22 protein-coding genes are annotated in these 22,461 nt (G+C 72.3%); 16 read left to right on the top strand and 6 right to left on the bottom strand.

What is annotated here, in order from left to right; genetic code table 11:
• Together OERS_RS14860 and OERS_RS14855 are read right to left on the bottom strand one after the other, a co-directional pair.
• Positions 1-341 (bottom strand): hypothetical protein (locus tag OERS_RS14860; protein ID WP_211268490.1); only part of this gene is annotated, 341 nt, incomplete at its 3' end.
• Entirely contained in the window at positions 338-1,510 is a 1,173-nt protein-coding gene (locus tag OERS_RS14855) for a DUF3866 family protein (RefSeq protein ID WP_068626587.1), read from the bottom strand. The genes OERS_RS14860 and OERS_RS14855, both read right to left, overlap by 4 nt.
• A gap of 119 nt (positions 1,511-1,629) precedes the next feature.
• Between OERS_RS14855 and OERS_RS14850 the strand changes: the two genes are divergently transcribed.
• The 9 genes from OERS_RS14850 to lnt all read left to right on the top strand — a co-directional run bounded on the left by OERS_RS14850 (position 1,630) and on the right by lnt (position 12,937).
• Positions 1,630-2,658, top strand: coding sequence for a helix-turn-helix transcriptional regulator (locus OERS_RS14850; RefSeq protein ID WP_248948596.1), 1,029 nt, complete (start codon positions 1,630-1,632; stop codon positions 2,656-2,658).
• The gene (locus OERS_RS14845; RefSeq protein ID WP_068626584.1) at positions 2,651-3,655 is read left to right on the top strand and encodes a helix-turn-helix transcriptional regulator; all 1,005 of its coding nucleotides are present in this window, start codon (positions 2,651-2,653) and stop codon (positions 3,653-3,655) included. Before OERS_RS14850 ends, OERS_RS14845 begins: the two co-directional genes overlap by 8 nt.
• Positions 3,656-3,665: 10 nt before the next feature.
• A complete protein-coding gene (locus OERS_RS14840) occupies positions 3,666-3,992 on the top strand; it encodes a hypothetical protein (RefSeq protein ID WP_056651892.1) in 327 nt (108 codons plus the stop codon).
• Between the two features lie 46 nt (positions 3,993-4,038).
• Entirely contained in the window at positions 4,039-4,236 is a 198-nt protein-coding gene (tatA, locus tag OERS_RS14835; RefSeq protein WP_036571710.1) for a Sec-independent protein translocase subunit TatA, read from the top strand.
• A 36-nt stretch (positions 4,237-4,272) separates the two neighbouring features.
• A complete protein-coding gene (tatC, locus tag OERS_RS14830) occupies positions 4,273-5,019 on the top strand; it encodes a twin-arginine translocase subunit TatC (RefSeq protein WP_056652289.1) in 747 nt (248 codons plus the stop codon).
• Positions 5,012-6,166 (top strand): diacylglycerol/lipid kinase family protein, encoded by a 1,155-nt coding sequence (locus OERS_RS14825; RefSeq protein ID WP_068626582.1) that lies wholly within the window; start codon positions 5,012-5,014, stop codon positions 6,164-6,166. Before tatC ends, OERS_RS14825 begins: the two co-directional genes overlap by 8 nt.
• A gap of 108 nt (positions 6,167-6,274) precedes the next feature.
• Positions 6,275-9,304 (top strand): DEAD/DEAH box helicase, encoded by a 3,030-nt coding sequence (locus tag OERS_RS14820; RefSeq protein ID WP_068626580.1) that lies wholly within the window; start codon positions 6,275-6,277, stop codon positions 9,302-9,304.
• 74 nt (positions 9,305-9,378) lie between these two features.
• Entirely contained in the window at positions 9,379-11,043 is a 1,665-nt protein-coding gene (locus OERS_RS14815; protein WP_068626578.1) for an amidohydrolase, read from the top strand.
• 295 nt (positions 11,044-11,338) lie between these two features.
• On the top strand, positions 11,339-12,937 hold the full coding sequence (lnt, locus tag OERS_RS14810) for an apolipoprotein N-acyltransferase (protein ID WP_056651906.1): 1,599 nt from the start codon (positions 11,339-11,341) through the stop codon (positions 12,935-12,937).
• Between the two features lie 288 nt (positions 12,938-13,225).
• On the opposite strand, the gene OERS_RS14805 is transcribed toward lnt, so the two are convergent.
• Positions 13,226-13,570, bottom strand: a complete 345-nt coding sequence (locus OERS_RS14805) for an RNA polymerase-binding protein RbpA (RefSeq protein ID WP_030151331.1) — start codon at positions 13,568-13,570, stop codon at positions 13,226-13,228.
• Between the two features lie 469 nt (positions 13,571-14,039).
• Here OERS_RS14805 and OERS_RS14800 point away from each other — a divergent pair, with 469 nt between their 5' ends.
• Both OERS_RS14800 and OERS_RS14795 read left to right on the top strand, forming a co-directional pair.
• A complete protein-coding gene (locus OERS_RS14800) occupies positions 14,040-15,125 on the top strand; it encodes a tyrosine-type recombinase/integrase (protein ID WP_056651909.1) in 1,086 nt (361 codons plus the stop codon).
• A gap of 437 nt (positions 15,126-15,562) precedes the next feature.
• On the top strand, positions 15,563-15,850 hold the full coding sequence (locus tag OERS_RS14795) for a DUF1905 domain-containing protein (RefSeq protein WP_248948594.1): 288 nt from the start codon (positions 15,563-15,565) through the stop codon (positions 15,848-15,850).
• A 91-nt stretch (positions 15,851-15,941) separates the two neighbouring features.
• Here the strand turns inward: OERS_RS14795 and OERS_RS14790 are convergent, their stop codons facing one another.
• Positions 15,942-16,895 (bottom strand): patatin-like phospholipase family protein, encoded by a 954-nt coding sequence (locus OERS_RS14790; RefSeq protein WP_068626573.1) that lies wholly within the window; start codon positions 16,893-16,895, stop codon positions 15,942-15,944.
• A gap of 490 nt (positions 16,896-17,385) precedes the next feature.
• Here OERS_RS14790 and OERS_RS14785 point away from each other — a divergent pair, with 490 nt between their 5' ends.
• The 5 genes from OERS_RS14785 to OERS_RS14765 all read left to right on the top strand — a co-directional run bounded on the left by OERS_RS14785 (position 17,386) and on the right by OERS_RS14765 (position 21,610).
• Positions 17,386-17,835 carry an iron chaperone gene (locus OERS_RS14785; RefSeq protein WP_322788304.1) on the top strand — a complete coding sequence of 150 codons (450 nt, stop codon included), beginning with the start codon at positions 17,386-17,388 and terminating at the stop codon, positions 17,833-17,835.
• A gap of 159 nt (positions 17,836-17,994) precedes the next feature.
• Positions 17,995-18,321, top strand: coding sequence for a hypothetical protein (locus tag OERS_RS14780; RefSeq protein ID WP_068626570.1), 327 nt, complete (start codon positions 17,995-17,997; stop codon positions 18,319-18,321).
• Between the two features lie 348 nt (positions 18,322-18,669).
• Positions 18,670-18,927: a hypothetical protein gene (locus OERS_RS21210; protein WP_139107860.1), complete on the top strand. Its 258-nt coding sequence runs from the start codon at positions 18,670-18,672 to the stop codon at positions 18,925-18,927.
• Positions 18,928-19,125: 198 nt separating this feature from the next.
• On the top strand, positions 19,126-20,274 hold the full coding sequence (locus tag OERS_RS14770; RefSeq protein ID WP_082848657.1) for a tyrosine-type recombinase/integrase: 1,149 nt from the start codon (positions 19,126-19,128) through the stop codon (positions 20,272-20,274).
• An 82-nt stretch (positions 20,275-20,356) separates the two neighbouring features.
• On the top strand, positions 20,357-21,610 hold the full coding sequence (locus OERS_RS14765) for a phospholipase D-like domain-containing protein (protein ID WP_231907592.1): 1,254 nt from the start codon (positions 20,357-20,359) through the stop codon (positions 21,608-21,610).
• A gap of 16 nt (positions 21,611-21,626) precedes the next feature.
• On the opposite strand, the gene OERS_RS21580 is transcribed toward OERS_RS14765, so the two are convergent.
• Together OERS_RS21580 and OERS_RS14760 are read right to left on the bottom strand one after the other, a co-directional pair.
• On the bottom strand, positions 21,627-21,779 hold the full coding sequence (locus OERS_RS21580; protein ID WP_157257649.1) for a hypothetical protein: 153 nt from the start codon (positions 21,777-21,779) through the stop codon (positions 21,627-21,629).
• A complete protein-coding gene (locus OERS_RS14760) occupies positions 21,776-22,456 on the bottom strand; it encodes an MBL fold metallo-hydrolase (RefSeq protein WP_068626567.1) in 681 nt (226 codons plus the stop codon). Before OERS_RS14760 ends, OERS_RS21580 begins: the two co-directional genes overlap by 4 nt.
• Positions 22,457-22,461: the final 5 nt, after the last annotated feature.

Below are 22,461 nucleotides of genomic sequence, written 5' to 3'. Positions count from 1 at the left end.
TGGTCGTGGTGGGCCTCGCCGGGTTCGTCGGGTTCGTTGCTGCGGCGGCGCAGGTAGAGGATCGTGACGACGATCAGGACCGCGGCGACGGCGAGGCCGAGGTAGGTCGTGTAGTCGCCGATGGTCATCCCGACGGCTCGGTCGTCGAGGCCTGGTGGCAGGGTGTCGACGTAGGTGGGACCGTCGACCGGGGCGGGGGCTTCGGGGGGCGGGACGTCGGAGTCGTCGGGGGGCAGGAACCATGCGGGGCGTACGTAGCTCCAAGGGGACCCGGCGGCGGCGCCGACCAGGACGAGAGCGATCAGGACGACGACACCCCCCAGTCGTGTCCGGTCGCTCATGCGGGTCGGTTCCTCTCGGCGTGGAGGCCGGCTGCTGCGGCGGCGAGGAAGGCTGCGGGGTCGTCGTCGAGTCCCCGGCCCATGGTGGAGAGGCCGACGGGGGTGGCGCGGAGCGCGTCGAGGAGCGCGGTGTCGACGTCGGCGTGGGTGAGTCGGTGCGGCCCGTGGGGGGCGGCGAGCCGGGCGGCCTGCTCGGTGATGCGTGCGGTGAGCGCGGGTCCCCACCCGGGGAGGGCTTCGACCTCCGCGGTGGGGCGGGGCACGACGACGTCGGCGGCCGCGAGCGCCACGCGTCCGTAGGCGGTCAGGGAGTGGTGGGAGATGCCGAGGTGGCGGTCGCGGGGGTCGGCGCCGGAGACGCGCAGGGAGGCGACGGGCAGGGCGCCGAGGGTGGCGGCGGCGTTGAGGGCTTCGCCGGCGGCGACGCCGGAGAAGCCCCAGCGGGTGCCGGTGCCGAGGTTGCCGGGTCCTTGGGCGACGATGGTGAGGTCGGCTCCGGTGACGTGGCGGGCGGCGAGCAGGCCGGTGTGGACGGTGACGGCTTCGTGGTCGCCTCCGTAGGCCTGTCCGACGGTGAGGCAGGTGTGGATCCAGCCGGCGTCGCGGAGTCCGGAGACGGTGCGGGAGAACGCGGCGGGCAGGGCGCCGCCGTCGGTCATGACGTAGGCGATGCGGGGGGCGGGGCGTCCGCCCTGGGTTGCGGCGAGGCGTGCTCCGGCGACGATCGCGGGCAGCGCGGAGTGCAGGTCGGCCACGACGACGGGCATGCCGGCGAGGTCGTCGGCGTCGCGCAGGGTGTCGTGGTGGGGGGACTCCTGCTCGTCGACGCCCAGGACGAGGGCCTGCAGGGGGGTGTAGCGGGCCTTGACGAGGTGGCCGGGGCCTGCGGGCGGGTCGGCGGGGAGCGCGTCGGGCAGGGCGACGACGAGCGCGTACCCGCCGGTGCCGAGCCCTCGGGCGAGGGCGCTGACGTTGAGGAGCACGCGGTCGCCGACCTGGGGGTCGCCCACGAGCTGCGGGTAGGCGAGCGCGCGCACGGTCCGGGGGCGTTCCTGGGCGCCCGGTCCCGCGGTCGCGGGCAGCGGTTCGTCGAGCTCGACGGTCAGTTCCTGCGCGCCCTGCCAGCCTCGGCCGCGCGACATCACCCTTGCAGATCGCCACGTCATCACACGGGTGAGGCTACCGTTCGTTAGCGTGGGTGCCGATGCCTGATCAGACGAGCCAACCAGTCAACCCTGCGACGAGGCTGTTGAACCTCGTGATCGCCCTCGTGAACACGAGCGTGTCGATGACGAAGCAGCAGATCCGCACGAGCGTGGCGGGGTATGCCGACGCGCCCTCGCCCGAGGCGTTCGAGCGCATGTTCGAGCGCGACAAAGACTCCTTGCGAGACCTGGGGATCCCCATCGTGACGGTCGACGCCGGGGGCCACAGCGACGACGTGGGGTACCGGATCGACCAGGACGCGTACGCGCTGCCCGCGGTGGACCTGACCCCGGCCGAGTTCGGTGTCCTGTCGCTGGCGGCCCAGTTCTGGCAGGACAAGACGCTGCGGACCGACATCTCCCGGGCGCTGACGAAGCTGCGGGCGGCGGGGGCGGGGGAGATCGCGAACGACGCGGTCGCGGGCCTGGCCCCTCGGGTGCGGGCCGTGGGCGACGCGTACGGCCCGCTGCTCGACGCGATCGAGGCGCTGCGCGCGGTGTCGTTCACGTACCGGGCGGCGTCCACGGGTGAGGTGCTCACGCGCACGGTCGAGCCGTGGCGCATCGCGGCCCGCCGGGGCGGCTGGTACCTGCTGGGCTTCGACCGCGAGCGCCGTGCGCCGCGGGCGTACCGGTTGAGCCGGATCGAGGGCAGGGTGCGCCTGCTGGGGCGCGGTGGGGCGTTCGCCATCCCCGAGGGGGTGGACGTCGACGCGCTGCTGGGCGCGAGGGCGGGCAGCGAGCACGAGGCGCGCCTGGCGATCGGTCCGGAGCGGGCCGAGGCGCTGCGCGCGCGGGGGCGCAGCGACGGGGACGGCACGGGCGAGGGGGCGGGTCCCCGGCAGGACGGGCGCGACGTCGTGCACGTGGCCTACACGAACGCGCACACGTTCGCGGACGAGATCGCGGGGTACGGTGACGCGGTCGTGGTGCTGAGCCCGCCCGAGCTGCGTGACGCCGTCGTGCGCCGGTTGCGCGCCGCCGCGCGCCTGGGGTCCGCTGTGCACCTGGGTGCCGGAGCCGCGGCGGGCGTGCCGACCCCTTCCCCGACCGACCGGTCCACCGACCGGGACGGGACGAGCACGACGACGACCGAGGAGCAGCGTGGCTGAGCGTGCGGACGACCGGCTGGTGCGCCTGCTGGGCATCGTCAGCTATCTGGACGGGGCGGGCGGTGTGCCCGTCGAGGAGCTCGCGTCCCGGTTCGGGGTCACGACCCGTCAGATCGTGGAGGACGTCGACGCCCTGTGGGTGTCCGGCACCCCCGGGTACTGGCCCGACGACCTGATCGACTTCGACGCGGACTCGCTCGAGCGCGGCGTGGTGCGCCTGACCGAGGCGCGCGGCATGACCCGGCCCCTGCGCCTGGGCACGCGTGAGGCGGTCGCGCTCATCGCGGCGCTGCGCGCGATGGGGGAGACGGGCGCGGTCCGCTCGGACCGGGCGCGCTCCGACGTCGTCGCCTCGGTGCTGGACAAGCTGACCGGCGCGACGGGCGAGGCCGCGGCGGCCCTGGACGTGCGCCTGCCCACCGACGGCGACCCCGCGGTCGTGGCGGCCGTGTCCTCGGCCCTGGCGAACCGGCACCGGTTGCGCGTGCGGTACGTGACGAGCGCCGACGTGGTCTCCGAGCGGGAGATCGACCCCGTGGCCCTGCACACCCAGGACGCCTGGTCGTACCTCCTCGCGTGGTGCTACCGCGCGCAGGGTCAGCGCACGTTCCGCCTCGACCGGCTCCTGGCCGCGACCGAGCTCGACGTGCCCGCCGCCGAGCACGACCTGCCGACCGAGGTCGACTTCACGCCCACGGGCGACGCGCCCCTGGCCACGATCACGTTCGCGAGCCCCGCGCGCTGGGTCGCCGAGCAGGTCCCGGTGGAGAAGGTCCGCAACCTGCCCGGCGGCGCGTTCGAGGTGTCGTTGCGGGTGACGAACCCCGTGTGGCTGCGCCGGCTCCTGCTCGAGCACGCCCGCCACGTCCTGGCCGTCACGCCCCAGGCCGTGGCCGACGACGTCGCGCAGGCCGCGAGCGCCGCCCTGGCCGCGTACGGGGAGTCCGCGGTCGACGAGGGGCCCGACCCGGCCCCGAGCGTGCCGTCCGCGAACTAGGCTGGTCGGCATGTGGTTCACCATCTGGTCCGTCCTGGTCGTCGGCACGCTCGTCGGCGCGTTCTTCCTGGGGCGCGACCTGTGGCGCAAGGCCAAGGCGCTCCTGCGGCAGATGTCGGAGTCGTCGCAGGTCATGGACCGCTTCGCCCGGCGCACCGACGAGCTGACCGCGGCGGTGGCGGCCGCGCAGCCCAGCACCGCGCCCACCCTGTTCGACGACCCGGTGCTGCTGCACGAGCGCGTGGAGGAGCTGCGCGCCGAGCGGGCCGAGCGCCGGTCCCAGCGCAGGACCCGCAACAAAGTGACGTGGGACCGCTGGCGCCGATTCAACGCGTAGGATCTGCGACAACAAGACTCGCGTCCGACTCCAAGGGAGCCATCTCATGGGCATGCTGAAGCCCTGGCACATCATCGTTCTTGTCGTCGTCGTCCTGCTCCTGTTCGGGGCGAAGCGACTTCCCGACCTGGCCCGCAGCGTCGGCCAGTCGCTCAAGATCTTCAAGAGCGAGGTCAAGGACCTGCGCGACGACGACAAGCCCGCGGAGCCTGCCGTCAAGGATGACGACGCCCCCAAGGCCTGACCCGTGTCCAGCTCGACCAAGACGTCCGAAGGTCGCATGCCGCTGCGCGAGCACCTGCTCGAGATCCGCAAGCGACTCTTCCTGGTCTCGTGCGGACTGGTCGCGGGCGCGATCCTGGGGTGGTTCCTGTACCAGCCGCTCCTGGACGCGTTGCAGGCCCCGCTCGAGAAGGCTGCCGCGGAGCAGGGCAAGGTCATCAACCTGAACTTCTCGGGCATGGCGACCGCGCTCGACATGAAGATCAAGGTCTCCCTGTTCCTCGGGGTCATCGTGTCGTGCCCGTGGTGGCTGTACCAGCTGTGGGCGTTCATCACCCCGGGGCTCACGTCGAAGGAACGCCGTTACGCCATGGGCTTCCTGGGGGCATCGGTGCCCCTGTTCCTCGGCGGGGCGTTCCTCGCGTGGTGGGTCCTGCCGCACGCGGTCGACATCCTGGCGGGCTTCGTCCCGGAGGGCGCGACCAACCTCACCGACGCCCAGGGCTACCTGAGCTTCGTGATGCGACTCGTCCTGGCCTTCGGGCTCGCGTTCGTGCTGCCCGTGGTCCTGGTCGCCCTGAACTTCGCGGGGCTCGTGCGGGCCACGGCCCTGTTCGCCGGGTGGCGCTGGGCGGTGCTCATCGCGTTCGTGTTCGCGGCCGTCATGACCCCCACCCCGGACGCGCTCACGATGATCCTCGTGGCCCTGCCGATCTGCCTGCTGTACTTCGGTGCCGTCGGGATCGCGTTCCTGCGCGACCGCAGCACGGACAAGCGCAACGCCGCAGCACTCGCCGGTGCCTGAGGCACCACCGCGCCCGGCCCGCCTCGGAGTCGTCGTCAACCCGACGGCCGACCGTGGGCGCGGCCGGGGCGACGGCGCCCGCACGATCGAGCTCCTGCGTCAGGCCGGGCACGACGTCCTGGACCTCAGCGCCCCCAACGCACCCCTCGCGCTCGGGAACGCCCGCGACGCGGTCGCGGGCCGCGGCACGGGCGGCCCGCTCGACGCGCTCGTCGTCGTGGGCGGGGACGGCATGGTCCACCTCGGCGTCAACGCGGTCGCCGGGACCGGGGTCCCGCTCGGGATCGTCGCGGCCGGGACGGGCAACGACTTCGCCTCGGCCCTCGGGCTGCCCGTGCACGCCGTCGACGCGGCGGTCACCCTGCTCCTCGACGCCCTGGGAGCCCGCGCGGCCGGCACGGGCGGGACGCGCCGGGTGGACGCGGCCCGCGCCGAGCCTCTCGACGCCCACCTGGACCCCCGGCCCGGGCGCGAGCGCTGGTTCTGCGGCGTCCTGTCCGCGGGCCTCGACGCCGCGGTCAACGCGCGCGCCAACGCCCTGACCTGGCCGCGCGGCAGCGCCAAGTACGTGCGCGCCGTCGCGAGCGAGCTCGCGCGCTTCCGCCCCTACGGGTACCGCATCACGGCACAGCTCGTCGGCGCGCCGGGCGCCTCGGACACCGCGGGCGCCGGCGACCCCGCCGGGAGCACGGCCGCCTCGACCGCGCACCCCTCGCCGTCGGGCCCGGCGACCCCGGGGGAGCGCGCACCCCGGACGCCCGACGACGCCACGCACCCCTTCGTGTGGGAGTCGCCCGGGACCGTGGTCGCCGTGGCCAACGGGCCGCGCTTCGGCGGCGGCGTCCGGGTCGCCCCGGACGCCTCGATCGACGACGGCCTGCTCGACCTCGTGACCGCGGGCCCCCTGACGCGCCTCGGCGTGGCCCGCGTCTTCCCGGGCATGTACCGCGGCAAGCACGTGCACCACCCGGCCGTCGACCTCTACCAGGCACGCTCGGTCGTCCTGGAGGCCACCGACGCCGGCGGTCCACCCCCGCCCGCGTTCGCGGACGGGGAACGGATCTCTCGCCTGCCCGTGCGCGTCACGGTCGTCCCCGGCGCGCTCCTGGTCCTCGACCCCCGCGACCACACCATCACGCCGGGCTGACCGAGGCGCCAGGCCGGGGCCTCCGGGCTCGGGGGACGCCGCCGTCGCTCGAGCGTCGTCGGCGGCGCCTGGCGCGGCCCCGTCACCGGCGGACCGTAGGGTGGAGGCATGACCGCAGCACCCCGCTCCGCCGGGACCGACGAGACCCAGAGCCCCGCGGAACGCTACGCGGCATCGCGCGCGCTCCAGGCAGCCTCCCGCACCCAGCTCGCCGCCTTCCGTGAGGTCGTCGGCTTCCCGTTCGACGACTTCCAGGTCCGCGCCTGCCAGGCCCTCGAGGAGGGGCGCGGCGTGCTCGTGGCAGCACCCACGGGTGCGGGCAAGACCGTCGTGGGGGAGTTCGCGGTGCACCTGGCCCTGGCGGGGGGACGCAAGGCCTTCTACACCACGCCCATCAAGGCCCTGTCCAACCAGAAGTACGCCGACCTCGCGCGCCGCCACGGCGCCGACCAGGTCGGGCTCCTGACAGGCGACACGTCGATCAACGGAGACGCCCCGATCGTCGTCATGACGACCGAGGTCCTGCGCAACATGCTCTACGCGGGCTCGCGCGCCCTCGACGGGCTCGCGTTCGTCGTCATGGACGAGGTCCACTACCTCGCCGACCGGTTCCGCGGACCCGTCTGGGAAGAGGTCATCATCCACCTCTCCGACGACGTCCAGCTCGTGTCGCTCTCCGCGACCGTGTCCAACGCCGAGGAGTTCGGCGACTGGCTCGAGATGGTCCGCGGCGACACCGCCGTGATCGTCAGCGAGCGCCGACCGGTCCCGTTGTGGCAGCACGTCCTGGTGGGCTCGCGCGACCGGTCGCGCACCCCGGGAGAGGCGCTGCGCCCGGGCACGGGGGCCGAGCTGATCGACCTGTACGCAGGGCACGTGGACCCGACGGACCCCGGGGTCAACCCGCCCATCAACCCGGACCTGCTCGCGGCGTTCCGCAGCGGGGCGCGCGACGGCGGGTACCCGGGGCGTGGCGGGGGACGCGGCGACCGCGGATACCGTGGCCGGGGCGGGCGTCCTGGCGGGTCGGGCGGCTACGGGAACCGGGAGGGGTCGGGGCGCCGGACGCCGCCACGGTTCGCGGTCGTCGACGCCCTGGACGCCGACGGGCTGCTGCCCGCGATCTTCTTCATCTTCTCGCGGGCCGGGTGCGAGGCCGCGGTGACCCAGTGCCTGGCCGCGGGCCTGCGCCTGACCACACCCGCCCAGGAGGCGCAGATCCGTGCCGTGGTCGAGGAGCGCAGCGCGACACTGCCCGCCGAGGACCTCGACGTCCTGGGGTACTGGACCTGGAGCGAGTCGCTCGCGCGCGGCATCGCGGCCCACCACGCCGGGATGCTGCCCATCTTCAAGGAGATCGTCGAGGACCTGTTCAGCCGCGGCCTGGTCAAGGTCGTGTTCGCGACCGAGACCCTGGCCCTGGGCATCAACATGCCCGCCCGCTCGGTCGTGCTCGAGAAGCTCGTCAAGTGGGACGGCACCTCCCACGTCGACATGACCCCCGGGGAGTACACCCAGCTCACGGGGCGTGCCGGGCGCCGGGGCATCGACGTCGAGGGGCACGCCGTCGTCGTCGACCATCCAGGGCTGGACCCCGTGGCCCTCGCTGGCCTGGCGTCCAAGCGCCTGTACCCGCTCAAGTCCTCGTTCCGGCCCACCTACAACATGGCCGTCAACCTCGTGGCGCAGGTCGGGCGCGAGCGCGCCCGCGACGTCCTGGAGACGTCGTTCGCCCAGTTCCAGGCCGACCGCGGCGTGGTGGGCCTGGCCAAGCAGGCCCAGGCCCACGCCGAGGCCCTCGAGGGCTACGCCCAAGCCATGACGTGCGACCGCGGGGACTTCTCCGAGTACGCCCGGCTCCGGCGCGCGATCGCGACCCGCGAGGCGGACCTGTCGAAGTCCGCGCAGCGGGCCCGCCGCGCCCAGGTGGTCGCGGACTTCGAGAACCTGCGCGTCGGGGACGTCGTCGAGCTGCCCTCGGGGCGCCGCGCCGGCTACGTCGTGGTCCTCGACCCCGGCAAGGACGGCGGGTTCGACGGCCCGCGCCCCACGGTCCTGACCGAGGACAAGCAGGTCAAGAAGCTCACGGTCGCCGACGCCCCCTCGGGCATCCGCACGGTCGGCAAGGTCCGCATCCCCAAGACGTTCAACCCGCGCGTGCCCGCGGCCCGCCGCGACCTCGCGTCGTCGCTGCGCAACGCGCTCGGCGCGTTCGTCGACGTCCCCGGTGCCCCGGCGCGCGGCGGCGGTCCGCGGGTACGGTCCGCCGCGGCCGACGACAAGGAGCTCACGCGCCTGCGGGCCGCCCTGCGCGCACACCCGTGCCACGACTGCCCCGAGCGGGAGGACCACGCCCGCTGGGCCGAACGGTGGGCCAAGCTCAAGAAGGAGCACGACGCCCTGGTCCGCCGCGTCGAGGGGCGCACCGGGTCGATCGCCCGGGTCTTCGACCGCATCTGCGACATCCTGACCCGGCTCGGGTACCTCGAGGTCGACACGCACCCGGCGGGCGGGGGCCCCCTCGACCGCGATGCCCCCGGCGGCACGGTGGACACCGGGGCCGTCGGCCCGGACCAGGCCGTCGCGACCCGCCCCGGGACCGGGCGCCGGCCCGCCCCCGAGGTCAAGGTCACCGACGCGGGCAACTGGCTGCGCCGGCTCTACGCCGAGAACGACCTCCTCCTGGCCGAGTGCCTGCGCCGCGGCGTCTGGGACGAGCTGGACCCCGCCGGGCTCGCCGCGGTCGTCTCGACCCTGGTGTTCTCCGCCCGCCGCGAGGAACCGGGAGAGCCCTACGTCCCCGGCGGGCCCGACGGCAAGCTCGCCCGCGCCCTCGACGGCACGGTCGTGGTGTGGTCCGAGGTCGACGACCTCGAGGAGGCGCACCACATCGACGCGAGCGGCACGCTCGACCTGGGGCTCGTCGCGGCGGTCCACCGGTGGGCCAACGGCCGCAGCCTCGACGCCGTCCTGCGCGGGTCCGAGCTCGCCGCGGGCGACTTCGTGCGCTGGTGCAAGCAGATCATCGACGTGCTCGACCAGCTCGCGACCGCGGCCCCCACGCCCGCGATGCGCAAGACCGCGATCCGTGCGATCGAGGCCGTCCGGCGAGGGGTCGTGGCCTACTCGAGCGTGTGACCTTGGCGTCACGCGGGCCGCGAGCGCCCCTCGACGAGGCGCGAGGGGCGCCGGGTGGCCTATCGTGTGGTTTCGTGGCCTCCACCCTGTACCGCAACGGTGTCATTCATTCCTCGACCGACCCCTTCGCCGAGGCGATGCTCGTCGACGGCGGGGTGATCACCTGGATCGGCGCGAACGACACGGCCGCCGGGCTCGCCGCCCGCGCCGACCGGGTCATCGACCTCGACGGGGCCCTCGTGGCGCCCGGGTTCGTCGACTCCCACGTCCACGTCCTGGAGACGGGCCTGGCCCTGGCCGGGGTGGACCTGTCCGCGAGCGCCGGTGTCACGTCCCTGGCGGGCGCGCTCGAGGCCCTGCACGCCGCGGTCGCCGCGCGGCCGGCGGCCCAGGCCGACGAGGTGCTCCTCGCGTTCGGGTGGGACGAGCAGGAGTGGCCCGAGCACCGGGCGCCCACGCGCGAGGAGCTCGACGCGGCCTGCGGGGGAGCGCTCGTGTACGCGGCCCGGGTCGACGTGCACTCCGCGGTCGTCTCGACCTCCCTCGCCCGCGCGGCCGGGCTCGAGGGGCAGCGCGGGTGGACCGAGACCGGGTGGGTCACCGAGGACGCGCACCACAGCGCCCGGGACGCCGCGCGCGACCTGAGCCCCGAGCGTCGCACGGCCCTGTACCGCACGGCCCTGGACGCGGCCGCGCGCCGGGGCATCGTGTCCCTGCACGAGAACAGCGCGCCCTCGATCGACACGCGCGAGGGGCTGCGCGAGCTCATGGCGCTCACCGCCGACCCGGCGGGCGCCCTGCCGCACCTGGTCGCCTACCGTGGCGAGCTGTGCACCACACCCGACGACGCCCGTGCGCTGCTCGCGGACCTGCCTGGGCTCGCGGGCATCGCGGGCGACCTGAACGTCGACGGGTCGCTCGGCTCGCGCACCGCTGCCCTGCGGCACCGGTACTCCGACCTGACGGGGGCACCGGGGGAGGCCGGTCCCGACGGGCGCGGCAACCAGTACCTGAGCGCCGAGCAGATCGCGGCGCACCTGTCCGCGGTCGCCGCGGCCGGCACCCAGGGCGGGTTCCACGTCATCGGCGACCGGGCCATGGACGCGTTCCTGGTGGGGCTGCGTGCGGCGGCCGACGCGGACGGGGCCGCGGCGCACCGCCGGGCCGCGCACCGTGTCGAGCACGCCCTGTTCGTCGACACCAACGCGCTGTCCACGCTCCTGCTGTTCGGGGTGTCGTTGAGCATCCAGCCGGTGTTCGACTCCGCGTGGGGCGGCCCGGACGGCATGTACGCCTCACGGCTGGGTCCCACGCGCGTCGCGGGCCTGTCCCCGTTCGCCGACCTCGCGGGGGCCGGGGTGCCGCTCGCGTTCGGGTCCGACTCGCCGGTGACGCCCCTGGACCCGTGGTCGGCCGTCCGTGCCGCGATGTCCCACGCGGACCCCGACCAGCGCATCTCCGCCCGGGCGGCGTTCCGGGCGCACACCCGCGGCGGCTGGCGCATCGCCGGCCAGGACCATACGGGTGCGGGTCAGCTGCGCGTGGGGTCCCCGGCCCACCTCGCGGTGTGGCGTGCCGAGCACCTCGCGGTCCAGGGCACAGGCACCACGGTCTCCTCGTGGAGCACCGACGCGCGCTCCGGCACCCCCCTGCTGCCGGATCTGACCGACGGCGCCCCCGACCCGACGTGCCTGCAGACGGTGCGCGACGGCGTCGTGCTGTTCGACACGTTCGACTGAGCCCTCCGACGCCCTCGCGGGCCTGCGGGGCGGTCCGCCGTCCCGCAGGCGCCCGCTCGGATTGACACCACCGTGAGGACCGGTAAGTTCGTTGACGTGTTCCGGCCTTCAGCGCCGCGGGGGAGCGAGCCACCATCTCACCGTTCTCCCCGTGCGCCCTGATGCGCATCGGCTCGACCCGCGCGTTCAGTAGACAACACGGCCTCACCGGTGGCGGTGCGACGTGGTCCGAAGGACGCGCGGGTCGGCCCACATCCACCGCCTGACCTGCAGGTGCGTGGCGTAGTCTGCACGGGTGTCGACCCGTGAGCCGAGCCGCTGGCTGCTGATCCTTCTCGCCGCCGGTGGCGGCCTCCTGACCAACGCCGCCTTTCCCGACCGCGGGTGGTGGCCCCTCGCCTTCGTGGGCGTCGCCGCCTTCTTCCTTGCCCTGCGCCGCGACGGCGCCTGGTGGAACGCCCTGGTCGGGTTCGTCTGGGGCCTGGCCTTCTTCCTCCCGCACATCCAGTGGGCGCAGATCGCGACCGACACCGTCCCGTGGCTCGCCCTGAGCGTCCTGGAGTCGGTGTTCCTGGCGCTGCTGGGCGCGATGTGGACGTGGGTGCGACGCATCGGGTTCGTCGGCCGCAACCTGGCCTGGCAGGTCGTGACGTTCTCGGTCCTGTGGGTCGCGGTCGAGCAGTGGCGCTCGGAGTTCCCCTTCGGCGGGTTCCCCTGGGGCCGGCTCGCGTTCTCCCAGGTCGACTCCCTGCTGGGGCGCACGGCCTGGCTCGGAGGGGGACTGCTCGTCTCGCTGCTCACGGCCGCGATCGGTGTCCTGCTGGCCGTGTTCCTGCTCGAGTCGCGCCGCCTCAAGGTCTTCCCCGCCCTGTGCTCGCTCGCGACCGCGGCCGTGCTGCTGGGGGTCGGGCTCGTCGTCCCGCTCGACGTGCGCGCCGAGACCGGGACGCTCGCGATCGGCGCCGTCCAGGGCAACGTCGACGAACCAGGGCTCGGGTCCTTCGCCAACCGTGGAGTGGTGCTGCAGAACCACGTCGACGGGACCCTCGCGCTGCTCGACGAGGTCGAGCCCGGCGAGCTGGACGTGGTCCTGTGGCCCGAGAACGGCTCCGACCTGGACCCCCAGACCACGCCCGACGTCGCCGCCGACATCGACGAGGCCGCGAGCGCCGTCGGCGCACCGATCCTCGTGGGCGCCCAGGAGTTCCCCGAGACCGGCGGGCGGTACAACGTGTCGCTGCTCTGGGTTCCCGGCGAGGGGGTCGTCGACCGGTACGCCAAGCAGCACCCCGCCCCGTTCGGCGAGTACATCCCGATGCGCAGCTTCGTGCGGATCTTCTCCGACCAGGTCGACCGGGTGAGCACCGACATGATCGCGGGCGACGAGGTCGCCGTGATCGACCTGCCCTCGGAGCGGCTCGGGCGTACCGTGCGGCTCGGCAACGTCATCTGCTTCGAGGTGGCGTACGAGGAGCTGATCCGCGACGCCGTGAACGCCGGTGCCGAGCTCCTCGTCGTCCCGACCAACAACGCGTCGTTCGGGTACAGCGCCGAGTCGACCCAGCAGCTGGCCATGTCGCGCCTGCGAGCGATCGAGACCGGTCGCGCGACCGTGCAGATCTCGACGGTCGGCGTCAGCGGCATCATCGCCCCCAACGGGGCCCTGCTGCAGAGCACCGAGCTCTTCACGCCCGACCAGCTGATCGCCACGCTTCCCCTGCGTGACTCGCTGACCCCGGCCGTGCGCGCGGGCTACTGGCCCGGGTGGATCGCCGGGGGACTGACGGTCCTGCTCGTGGTCGCCGGAGTCGCGGCCCACGTCCGGCGCGCGCCGGCAGCGAGCGTCAAGGGCGGCACCAAGCGACCGGCGGCGAAGAAGACCGCGCGCCGGTAGGTGCGCGTCGGGTCGGTCGGGCTGCTCCGCGGGAGGAAGCTCGTGCCCGACGGCGGCACGCGCCCGGGGCGGTGACGCCGTCGGGCAGGCAGCGCGTGCACGAGGTGCGGTGGGTACTGGGAGCGCACGCGAAGGTGACCGTGACGAGCACAGCGTCAGAAGCGCTCCGTTGTCAGAGGTGGCCCGGGCTCGAGCCCGGGCCACCTCTGACAACACGGCGCACGCCGGACGATGGAACGACGAAGGGCCCGGAACTCCGAGGAGTTCCGGGCCCTTCGAGGCAGTCGATCAGGCGCTGCGACGCAGCTTGCCGGCACGCAGGAGGCCGAGGCGCTCGTCGAGCAGCTCTTCGAGCTCCTTGATGGTGCGACGCTCCAGCAGCATGTCCCAGTGGGTGCGGGCAGGCTTGCCGGCCTTGGGCTCGGGGCGCTCTGCGTCACGCAGGAGGGCCTCCTCGCCACAACGACACTCCCAGACCGCCGGCACCTCGGCCTCGGTCGAGAACGGCAGGATGATCGTGTGCCCGTTGGGGCAGTCGTAGTGAGCCTGGAAGCGGGGGGCGAAGTCGACGCCCGCGTCGGACTCCATGCTCTTCGCGCCGATGCTCATTCCACGTAGGGACCGGTCGGCCATGGTGTCCTCCAAGGGGTAGCGGCAGGGTTGTCTATGGGGGTCAACGTCCGGCCGGCTGCGAGTGTTCCGGTCGGACGTGAAGGTCCGGTGAAGCAGGAGGCGCGCCGAACCCACCCGTCGAGGCTGCCCAGCAGACCGTGCGCATCGGGTGGGACACGCACTCCCGCGAGACCACCGACCAGGTTTCCGGTTTTCGAGGGCGGGCGCAACTTCAAGCGCCGAATCGGGGTGTGACGTTGCTCCGGCGAGGCCACGCCAGGGCGGCTCCCAGGTGCGCGACACCTTGCCCTGGCTGAGAGATGGGCGAGGAATCCTCCTCGACGCCAGGCCCTGACCGGTGCGCCGAGGTGATGCGGACAGGCCACCCGGGGATCACGGCTGGCCTGTCCGGATAGTCGTCAATGCCACGATCGCGGTACGGTTCGTCGTGTGAGGCACCAGGGAGACGGCGAGCGGCGGGCGGTCGATCATGGCGACCGTTGAGGCCTACGAGACGACCGCCGGACGGCGGTACATGGTTCGCTACCGCACCCCCGAACGTAAGCAGACCAAGAAGCGGGGCTTCAAGACCAAGCGGAGCGCCGAGGCCTTCGCGTCCTCGCTCGAGGTCTCGATGCTGCGCGGCGAGTTCATCGACCCCGCGGCGGCCCGGTCGACGGTCCTCGAGCTCGGGGGAGCGTGGCTCCAGCGCCAGACGCACCTCAAGCCGTCGACCGCCCGAGCGATCGAGAGCTCGTGGCGCCTGCACGTCACGCCCCGGTGGGGGAGCGTCCCGGTCGCCGAGATCCGGCGCACCGCTGTCCAGGCGTGGGTCTCCGAGCTGAGCGCCGCCTACAGCCCCACGACGGTCGCGCGAGCCCACGGCGCCCTGGCGTCCTTGCTCGACGACGCGGTCGACGACCGCAGGATCCTGACGAACCCCGCCCGCGGCGTGAACCTGCCGCGCAAGGTCCGGCGCGAGCACACCTACCTCGACCACCAGCAGGTCGCGGCGCTGGCCGCGGCCGCCGGACGGCACGAGACCCTGGTCCTCGTCTTCGCGTACTGCGGGCTGCGCTGGGGCGAGGCCGCGGGCCTGCGCGTCAGGGACCTCGACATGCTCCGGCACCGGCTGCGCGTCAACCAGAACGCGGTCGAGGTCGGCTCGGACATCGTGATCGGCACCCCCAAGACGCACGAGCGACGCTCGGTCCCGTTCCCGGCGTTCCTGTCCATGCGCCTCGCCGCGGCGTGCGAGGGCAAGGGGCGCGACGACGTCGTCTTCCACGGCGACCGCGGCGACTACCTCAAGCGCTCGAAGTCCGGCACCGGATGGTTCTGGCGCGCGGCTCGCGACGCGGGCATCGACGACCACCTGACCCCGCACGACCTGCGCCACACCGCGGCGAGCCTCGCCGTGTCGGCCGGGGCGAACGTCAAGGCGGTCCAGCGCATGCTGGGACACGCCTCCGCGAGCATGACGCTCGACGTGTATGCGGACCTCTTCGACAACGATCTCGACGGCGTCGCGGTCGCCCTGGAGTCCGCGAGACTGCGCGCAGTCTCGCCTGGCTAGTGCCCGTGGTGTGCCCACGGGGCGCGCGACGCCCTGCGGGTGGCCCGCAGAAAGGGCGGAATATCAACGATTCTGCCGGGGCGAGAGACCTGCGCCCCGTGGGTATAGAACTCACGGGGTAGTCGCATCCAGGGGCAAAACGGGCATCGTTCATCGAACGGCGAACTGCGCAGATCGCACCGGAGGCAGATCTGGCACCGACGCTCTCAGGGCTTCCTGACGAAGTCTGTCGACATCAAGACATCTCGTGGTTGGTCGATGCAGCAGCCCGTGCCCCCTCGCCCGTCTCGACCGCGCACGCGGGTCGGGGGCGGTCGGCGTGCAGACCGAGCTGACCTGCGGCGTGTGCCGAGCAGCCCGTCCTTGCCGCTCGATAGTGTCGAGCACCAGGGCGCTGCTGGAGGAGCGGTGCTGACGATCGACGAAGGAGTCACCCGGTGAGCAGCTCTCCAGGTCCGATGGACGTCTCGTTCTCCGCTCCGATCGGAGTGACCGTGCGCGGCGACGTGTGGTCGTGCGTCGAGGTTCCCGACTCGGTCGAGCTGTTGGCAACCGGCAAGGCCGTGAAAGTGGTCGCGACGGTGGACGGCCACGACCTGACGGCCGGGCTGATGCCGACCGGGTCAGGTGGCCACATGCTCTCGATCAGCGCCAAGCTGCGCAAGAAGCTCGGGAAAGACGTCGGAGATACCGTCACCGTCCACCTGACCGAACGATTGACGTGAGCCTCGGAGTGTTTCTCCCTTTTCCCGTCGGTCGCGCGGCGCGGTTGCGTGCCGCGCGACCGACGGGAAAGAGGCAAGAGCCCTCAGGGATTCAGCGCCAGAAGGCGATCAGCGCGTCGGCCAGGGCCATTCCTTGGGCATGTCCGGCTCGAGCGGCCAGGGGGCGCAGAGACAGGTCCATCGCGTTCGCGCCGAACAGGTGCTCGGAAGCGCTGTCCGGGAAGATCGTCTCCACCTCGCTGCCCAGCGCCCGGAGCTCGTCCACCTGCGCGGTGAGCTGCAGACCCCAAGCCGGCGGCGTGAACGACCGGCCGCCGAACGGTGAGAGCACCAGCACCCGTGTGTACCCGGCGGCAAGGTCGGCGTTCTCGTTGCGCCGGTAGCCGCCGTCGATGTAGCGACGGTCGCCGATCCTGTAGGGCAGGCCGCTCGAACAGCTCGCGGCCACGGCGTCCGCCAGGTCGACCCCGCTGAGGTGGTCGAACACGACCGGCTCACCGGACTCGGCGTCGACGGCCGTGAGGAGCACCTTTCGCTGCGGCCAGTGCTGACTCGGGAGCCGAGAAGCGACGGTGGCGCGCCACTGAGCGCGCCAGGACCCGTCCGACGCGGCTTCTCGGTCGAGCGCTGCGGTGCCCACCTTTCTTCGCAGGTCAGCAGCGTCGCCGGCGGAGGCGATGAGAGCTTTCATCCGCTCAAGGTGGTCCCCGACCGCTCGGTTCGCGGCACGTCCTCGGTCTCCACCGGGGGCGCCGTTCGGACGCGGGGGAGCAGCCGCAAGGATCGCGGCGAGCAGCTCGGTCGGGGGCGCGCCGGCCAGCTGGGCGGCGGCGGTCGAGCCGGCCGACGTCCCGACGGTGAGGTCCGCTGCTGTCACGTCGAGCCCGGCCTCGAACAAACCGGCGACGACGCCGATCAGCCAGGCGTTACCTGTGGACCCGCCGCCGCCGAGGACGAGTGCCCGTTCGCCGACAGGGAACGGCGGCACGCTCTGATCACTGTTCGAGGAGTCGGGTGCTGGGGAGGAATCAGGTGAGATGTTCATGGGAGTCGCCTTTCGCGAAGTGCCTGGCGAGCGCTCCCGATGGCGACTAGCTCAGTCGCGCGATCGTGGGCTGCGGGGGAGCGCCCGGTACGGATACTGCGTTCACGGGTCTCACCTCCTTCTGACGGATCACGATCACCGTGACGCTAGCACGTCGAACGCGCGGTTGACCACGGCAATGTGCCGAGGAATGCTGCACAACGAAAGGTGCAAAGACCTCCAGTGAATCCCGGCATGGCCCGACAGGGGCGCCGACAAATCCGGTGCGAACCTCAGCCGACATTGTCGGGGGTCTTCGTGCCGCACCCGATGGAATTCTCCGAGCGATCCTCGAGCCGAGGATCGCTCGGAGAATTCCGACGACACGGTGACATTCTCTGGGAGTTGATCAGGCTCGCCGGCTGTCGGGATCGAGCAGTTCTGGAGAAGCGTCTCGCGCACGCCCTCAGTAACGTCGTTCCTGACGACAGGCCCACCGAGAAGGGGAACCATGATGACCGGCACCGCGAAGACCGCCAAGAGCAGCAAGGCCTACGAGGGGTTCTCGGCCGAGGAACGTGCGGCGATGAAGGAGCGCGCCAAGGAGCTCAAGGCGTCCGCGAACCGGGCCGAGGCGGAGAAGGCCCAGCTCGAGAAGATCGCGGAGCTGTCCGAACCGGATCGCTCCATGGCTTCTCGGCTCCACGAGCTCGTCGCGGAGCACGCGCCCTCGCTCGCACCGAAGACCTGGTACGGGATGCCCGGGTGGGCCAAGGACGGCAAGATCCTGTGCTTCTTCCAGCCTGCGGAGAAGTTCGGCGCACGCTACCCGACCTTCGGCTTCAACGACGTGGCCCAGCTCGACGACGGCACGCTGTGGCCCGTCGCGTACGCCCTCACGGAGCTGACGAAGGAGAACGAGGCGACGATCGCTGAGCTCGTGAAGCGGGCGGTCGGCTGACCGACGGCAGGAGACGCCACGTGGTCACCTCGCAGGTCAGAGTCCCATAAATGGCCTCTGACCTGCGAGGATGCTGGTTCACGGCGTGAAACCCGGGGGAGTGGCGGGGCGGGGATCTCCTGGCCGCGGCGCCCGGAGCCGTCTGGCAGGATGCTCACCATGCCCCTCGACATCCTGCTGGTCGCCGTCTCGCAGCGAGGCACGAGCTCTCGTCGTCGCACACTGAGGACCTTGGCGGCCACCTGCGACACCGAGGGCGAGCTCGTCCGGCGTGCCGCAGCGAGCGGGCGGCCGTTGCTGGCGAAGATCGACCCGTACGGAGATCTCGTGCTGACGTCGTCGGAGGTGGATCAGCTCGTCGCCGAGCTGCGATCCGTCGACGGCGCGGCATCCGGGGCCGCTGCACGCATCGTCGACGAGGTCGTCGGCCTAGCCGAGCGGTGCGCCGTCGACGCGACCACGGAGCTGCACCTGATCGGTGACTAACGGTCCCGTCCGCAGATCGTTGGAACGACGCCCCTTCTACCCCCTCTCGACCCCCACCGTACAACGCCGATAATGTACATTATGTCATTATGGCCGAACGGGGCCACCCCTCTCGGGCGCACGGGCGGCCATCGAGGGCCCCCTGTGCGCCCCAGAATGCGCGGATCGAGCCCGTCGGCCGCGTCGGGCGCATCAGGAGCGCGCACCACCGACTCTCTCCTTCGCAAGGGCGTCGAGCGGCGGCGCCAGCAGCCTCTGGAGTCGACGATGAGCTCAGGACCGTTCGTGGCGACGCAACACGATGGACCGAGCATCACCGAGCCGTCGACCTCGTCCAGAATCCCTCTGGTGCCGACCGGCCGACGGGTAGCGCTCCAGGGCGCGCGTGCGATCCTCGTGGCGATGCTCCTGGTGGCGACGCTCGCCGTGGCGGCCCTGGCGGCTGCGCTCAGCGCGACCGTCGTGATCCTCGCAGCCCCCTGGTGGATCTATCGGTTGTGGCTCAGCCCGGCACGCGACCGGTCCCCCTCGGGCACGGGCGTCCTGCTGGGCGCCCGACCCAGGCGAGACGACGACGCGGCCGCCGCTGCGCCGTCGGGCGCCTGAGGACGACCGCCCGTACCCCTTTCGCGACGACACCACCTGCGGTAGCCTTCTTCAATTGGGACATACAAGACAAACCATTGTGTTTGTCACAACACCATGCTCTGAGGGTCGGACGTGATCACCGGTCCCCTCGAAGGTGTCAGTGGCGCACCCTATGCTCCGGATGTCCGATGTCATCCCGTTCCCAGGAGCCGCACGGTGGTCGCACCTCCCCGCCTACGTCGCGTCACCGTCGCCGAGGCCGTCGCCACGTACCTCTCGTCGGTGTCCGCCGAGACGGTCAGAGGGGTCCTCTCCCCCACGACCCAACGCAACTACGAGCGCGACCTGCGTGAGCTCGCCTCCCTCGCCGGGCCGGAGACGATCCTCGACGACATCACGGGCGACGACATCGACGACTTCCTCCTGCGCTACCAGATCACCCCCGACGGCCGGTACGCAGACCCCCGGACCAAGCCCGACGGGCCCGGGCGGTCGGCCGCGACCGTGAACCGCTTCCGGCAGTCGATCTCCCGATTCTTCACGCACGCCGCGCGCGACGGGTGGGTCCAGGCCGACCCGATGCAGTGGGCCTCTCCCCCGGCCAGGCTCCGCGGCGGCCTGCGCGTCGCGCGGACGGCGCTCTCGGCGACGGCGGCCCAGGCGCTCCTGGTCACCGCGAGCACCAAGCCCCGCGGGCCGGGTCCCTCGGCGGCTCAGGGCCCGGCGGCCGCATCTCCTCCGCCCCGCGCCGACCACGACCTCGCGTTGCGCGACCGCCTCATCATCGCGCTCCTGCTCATCCTCGGGCCGCGCGTCTCGGAGGTCGCGCGCGCGGACGTCGACGACTTCGTGCGCGAGCCGGACCAGACGCGCTGGCGCATCAAGGGCAAGGGAGGCACCGTCCGCACCGTCAGCCTGTCAGAACCGTTGTCGCGAGCCCTCGAGGAGTACCTCGCCGGCCTGCGTCCCCAGCTGCTCGCCCGGCGACCCGGCGACCACGACGCGTCCCGAGCCCTCCTGCTCACCTGGCGCGGCCGCCGCATCGACGCCCAGGCGATCCGCGCGCTGCTCAACCGGTGCATCGCCCGCATGCCCGACGAGTACCGGCGCGCCGCGACGCCCCACGCCCTGCGGCACACGACCGCGACTCTCCTCGTCGCCCAGGGATGGGACGTCAAGGTCATCGCCGAGCTGCTGGGCCACGCCTCGATCGCGACCACGGGCGTCTACCTCGACCGGATCGAGGGCGAGCTCGCCGCGGCGATCCGGTCCCACCCGCTCTCGGCCGGCCTGCCCGCGGAGATGGGGAGCGAGCCCCTGCCGGAGCATGACAGAACGGGTGAAATCGACACGGCGCGTCCCTGATATCGCGGCGGTCGCGGTCGGACCGACCGACGTCACCAGTTTTCTCCGGGTGCTCTCGGCGTCCTGCGGCTACGGTGAGCAGGTGCGCCCCTCGAAGACGTCTCCCGTCCAGCTCGCCCGAACGGTGATGGCCCGCGCAGCGGTTCTCGCGGTCGCCGTCCCCATGACCGTGGCCACGGGTCTCGTGATCGCCGACGCCATCCGCAAGCGGCGCGTCACGGACCCCAGCCGCTTCCCCCGCTCGGCCCCGGCCGAGGGACGGATCGGCGAGACGGAGACCACGATCTTCACGTACGGCGACGACCTCTACCGGGAGATGCTCGCCGCCATCCGCGGCGCCCGGCGTCGCATCATGCTCGAGACGTACATCTGGAAGGGGGACGAGCTCGGGCAGGAGTTCAAGGATGCCCTGATCGAGGCCAGCGAACGCGGCGTCGAGGTCTTCGTGATCTACGACGGCTTCGCGAACCTCGTGGTGCACCGCGAGTTCCTGACGTTCCCCTCCCCCATCCACGTCATCCGGTACCCCGTCTTCCGCCCTGGCGTCCTGGTGCTCAACGTCCGCAAGTCCGGGCGTGACCACCGCAAGATCCTCGTGGTCGACGACGAGATCGGGTTCGTGGGCGGGTACAACATCGGCTCGATGTACGCGACCCAGTGGCGCGACACCCACATCCGGCTCGAAGGGCCGTCCGCCTGGGAGCTGCGCAACGCCTTCGTGGACTTCTGGAACTCGAACCGGAAGTCGGACCAGCCTCCTCTCGAGGACCCCGGTTCACGCCTGTGGCTCCCCGAGCTCCGCGCGGCACGCAACGCGCCTGCGCACCTCGTCTTCCCGATCCGCGGCATCTACCTCGACGCGATCGACCGGGCCTCGGACCACATCTACATCACGCAGGCCTACTTCATCCCCGACCGCGAGATCCTCGACGCCCTCCTCATGGCGGCACAACGAGGGGTGGACGTCCGGGTCCTCGTGCCCGAGCGTTCCAACCACGTCGTGGCCGACTGGCTCTCCCGCGGCCTCTACACCACGCTCCTGCGGGGCGGCGTCACGATCTGGCTCTACAAGGACGCCATGGTCCACGCCAAGACCGCGACGATCGACGGGCGCTGGACCACGATCGGCACCGCGAACATCGACCGCCTCAGCCTGACCGGCAACTACGAGGTCAACCTGGAGATCGTCGACGCCGGCATCGCCAGCCAGATGGAGAAGGTCTTCGAGGTCGACCTCAGCAACTGCCGCGAGCTCACGCTGACGGAGTGGTCGAGCAGGTCGATCGCCGCCAAGCTCGGCGAGGTCGCGCTGACCCCGCTGCGCCCGCTGCTGTAGGGGCTGCGGAGGGGAATCACTCCCTCACCGCGTCCGCGATCTCCTCCTCCGGGCGCGGCGGGACGGTCTCGTCGATCTCGATGACGGGCACCTCGTCGAACTCCGGGTGCTCGCGCAGGAGCTCCTGCGCGACCGCCTCAGGATCACGGTGCGACTGCTGCTCGGTCATGGTCGGCTCCTCGGGGTGATGTCGAGGCGCTGGCCCACCTCGAGCGGACGGTAGTCGTAGGTCCCGCCGGTGCGGCCCACCCCGAACAAGCGATGGACCAGACCGAGGCCGGCGGTCGAGAGGATCGCGTCGTGGATCGGCACCACGGCCCACGGGTCCAGGTCGCGGACGAAGTCGATGCCCTCCGCGACCTTCATCCACGGCGCCGCCACCGGAGCGAGCAGCACGTCCAGACGCCGGTCCGTCAGGGGCGGGCTGAGCGAGTCGCCCGGGTGATAGACGCTCGCGCCGTCGGCCGAGAACAGGTAGGTGACGTTCGCGACCCGTGGGATGTCGGGATGGATCACCGCGTGCTGACCGCCTCCGACCAGCACGGCGAACGGCCCCAGCGTGAGCACGTCGCCCGGCTCGACGACCCGGTACCTCTCGCCGTCGGGAGCCTCGCCCAGCAGGTCGAACGCCGCCTGCGGGCCGATCATCGCCAGCCCCTGGCGCTCGTCCAGCGCCTTGCGGACCGCCGCGACGTCGAGATGGTCCGGGTGCGCGTGCGTCACGAGGAGCGTCCCGGGATCCGCCAGCGCGGACGACGTGTCGGCGAAGGTCCCGGGGTCGACCGTGAGCGTGGTCCCGTCGTGATCGAGTGCGACGCAGGAGTGTCCGTGGAACGTGAGGTGCATGAGCC

Source organism: Oerskovia enterophila, from assembly GCF_001692445.1.
GTDB lineage: Bacteria > Actinomycetota > Actinomycetes > Actinomycetales > Cellulomonadaceae > Oerskovia > Oerskovia enterophila.
Note: the sequence above shows the minus strand (reverse complement) of the source record. Positions and strands in the feature narration are given on the sequence as shown.

Excerpts from the sequence above, each read along its gene's own strand:
- OERS_RS14785 (WP_322788304.1), top strand. The coding sequence starts at position 17,386 with ATGATGACCGGCACCGCGAAGACCGCCAAGAGCAGCAAGGCCTACGAG.
- OERS_RS14800 (WP_056651909.1), top strand. The coding sequence starts at position 14,040 with ATGGCGACCGTTGAGGCCTACGAGACGACCGCCGGACGGCGGTACATG.
- OERS_RS14760 (WP_068626567.1), bottom strand. The coding sequence starts at position 22,456 with ATGCACCTCACGTTCCACGGACACTCCTGCGTCGCACTCGATCACGAC.
- OERS_RS21580 (WP_157257649.1), bottom strand. The coding sequence starts at position 21,779 with ATGACCGAGCAGCAGTCGCACCGTGATCCTGAGGCGGTCGCGCAGGAG.
- tatA (WP_036571710.1), top strand. The coding sequence starts at position 4,039 with ATGGGCATGCTGAAGCCCTGGCACATCATCGTTCTTGTCGTCGTCGTC.
- OERS_RS14805 (WP_030151331.1), bottom strand. The coding sequence starts at position 13,570 with ATGGCCGACCGGTCCCTACGTGGAATGAGCATCGGCGCGAAGAGCATG.
- OERS_RS14840 (WP_056651892.1), top strand. The coding sequence starts at position 3,666 with ATGTGGTTCACCATCTGGTCCGTCCTGGTCGTCGGCACGCTCGTCGGC.
- OERS_RS14790 (WP_068626573.1), bottom strand. The coding sequence starts at position 16,895 with ATGAACATCTCACCTGATTCCTCCCCAGCACCCGACTCCTCGAACAGT.
- tatC (WP_056652289.1), top strand. The coding sequence starts at position 4,273 with ATGCCGCTGCGCGAGCACCTGCTCGAGATCCGCAAGCGACTCTTCCTG.
- OERS_RS14780 (WP_068626570.1), top strand. The coding sequence starts at position 17,995 with ATGCCCCTCGACATCCTGCTGGTCGCCGTCTCGCAGCGAGGCACGAGC.
- OERS_RS14850 (WP_248948596.1), top strand. The coding sequence starts at position 1,630 with ATGACGAAGCAGCAGATCCGCACGAGCGTGGCGGGGTATGCCGACGCG.
- OERS_RS14820 (WP_068626580.1), top strand. The coding sequence starts at position 6,275 with ATGACCGCAGCACCCCGCTCCGCCGGGACCGACGAGACCCAGAGCCCC.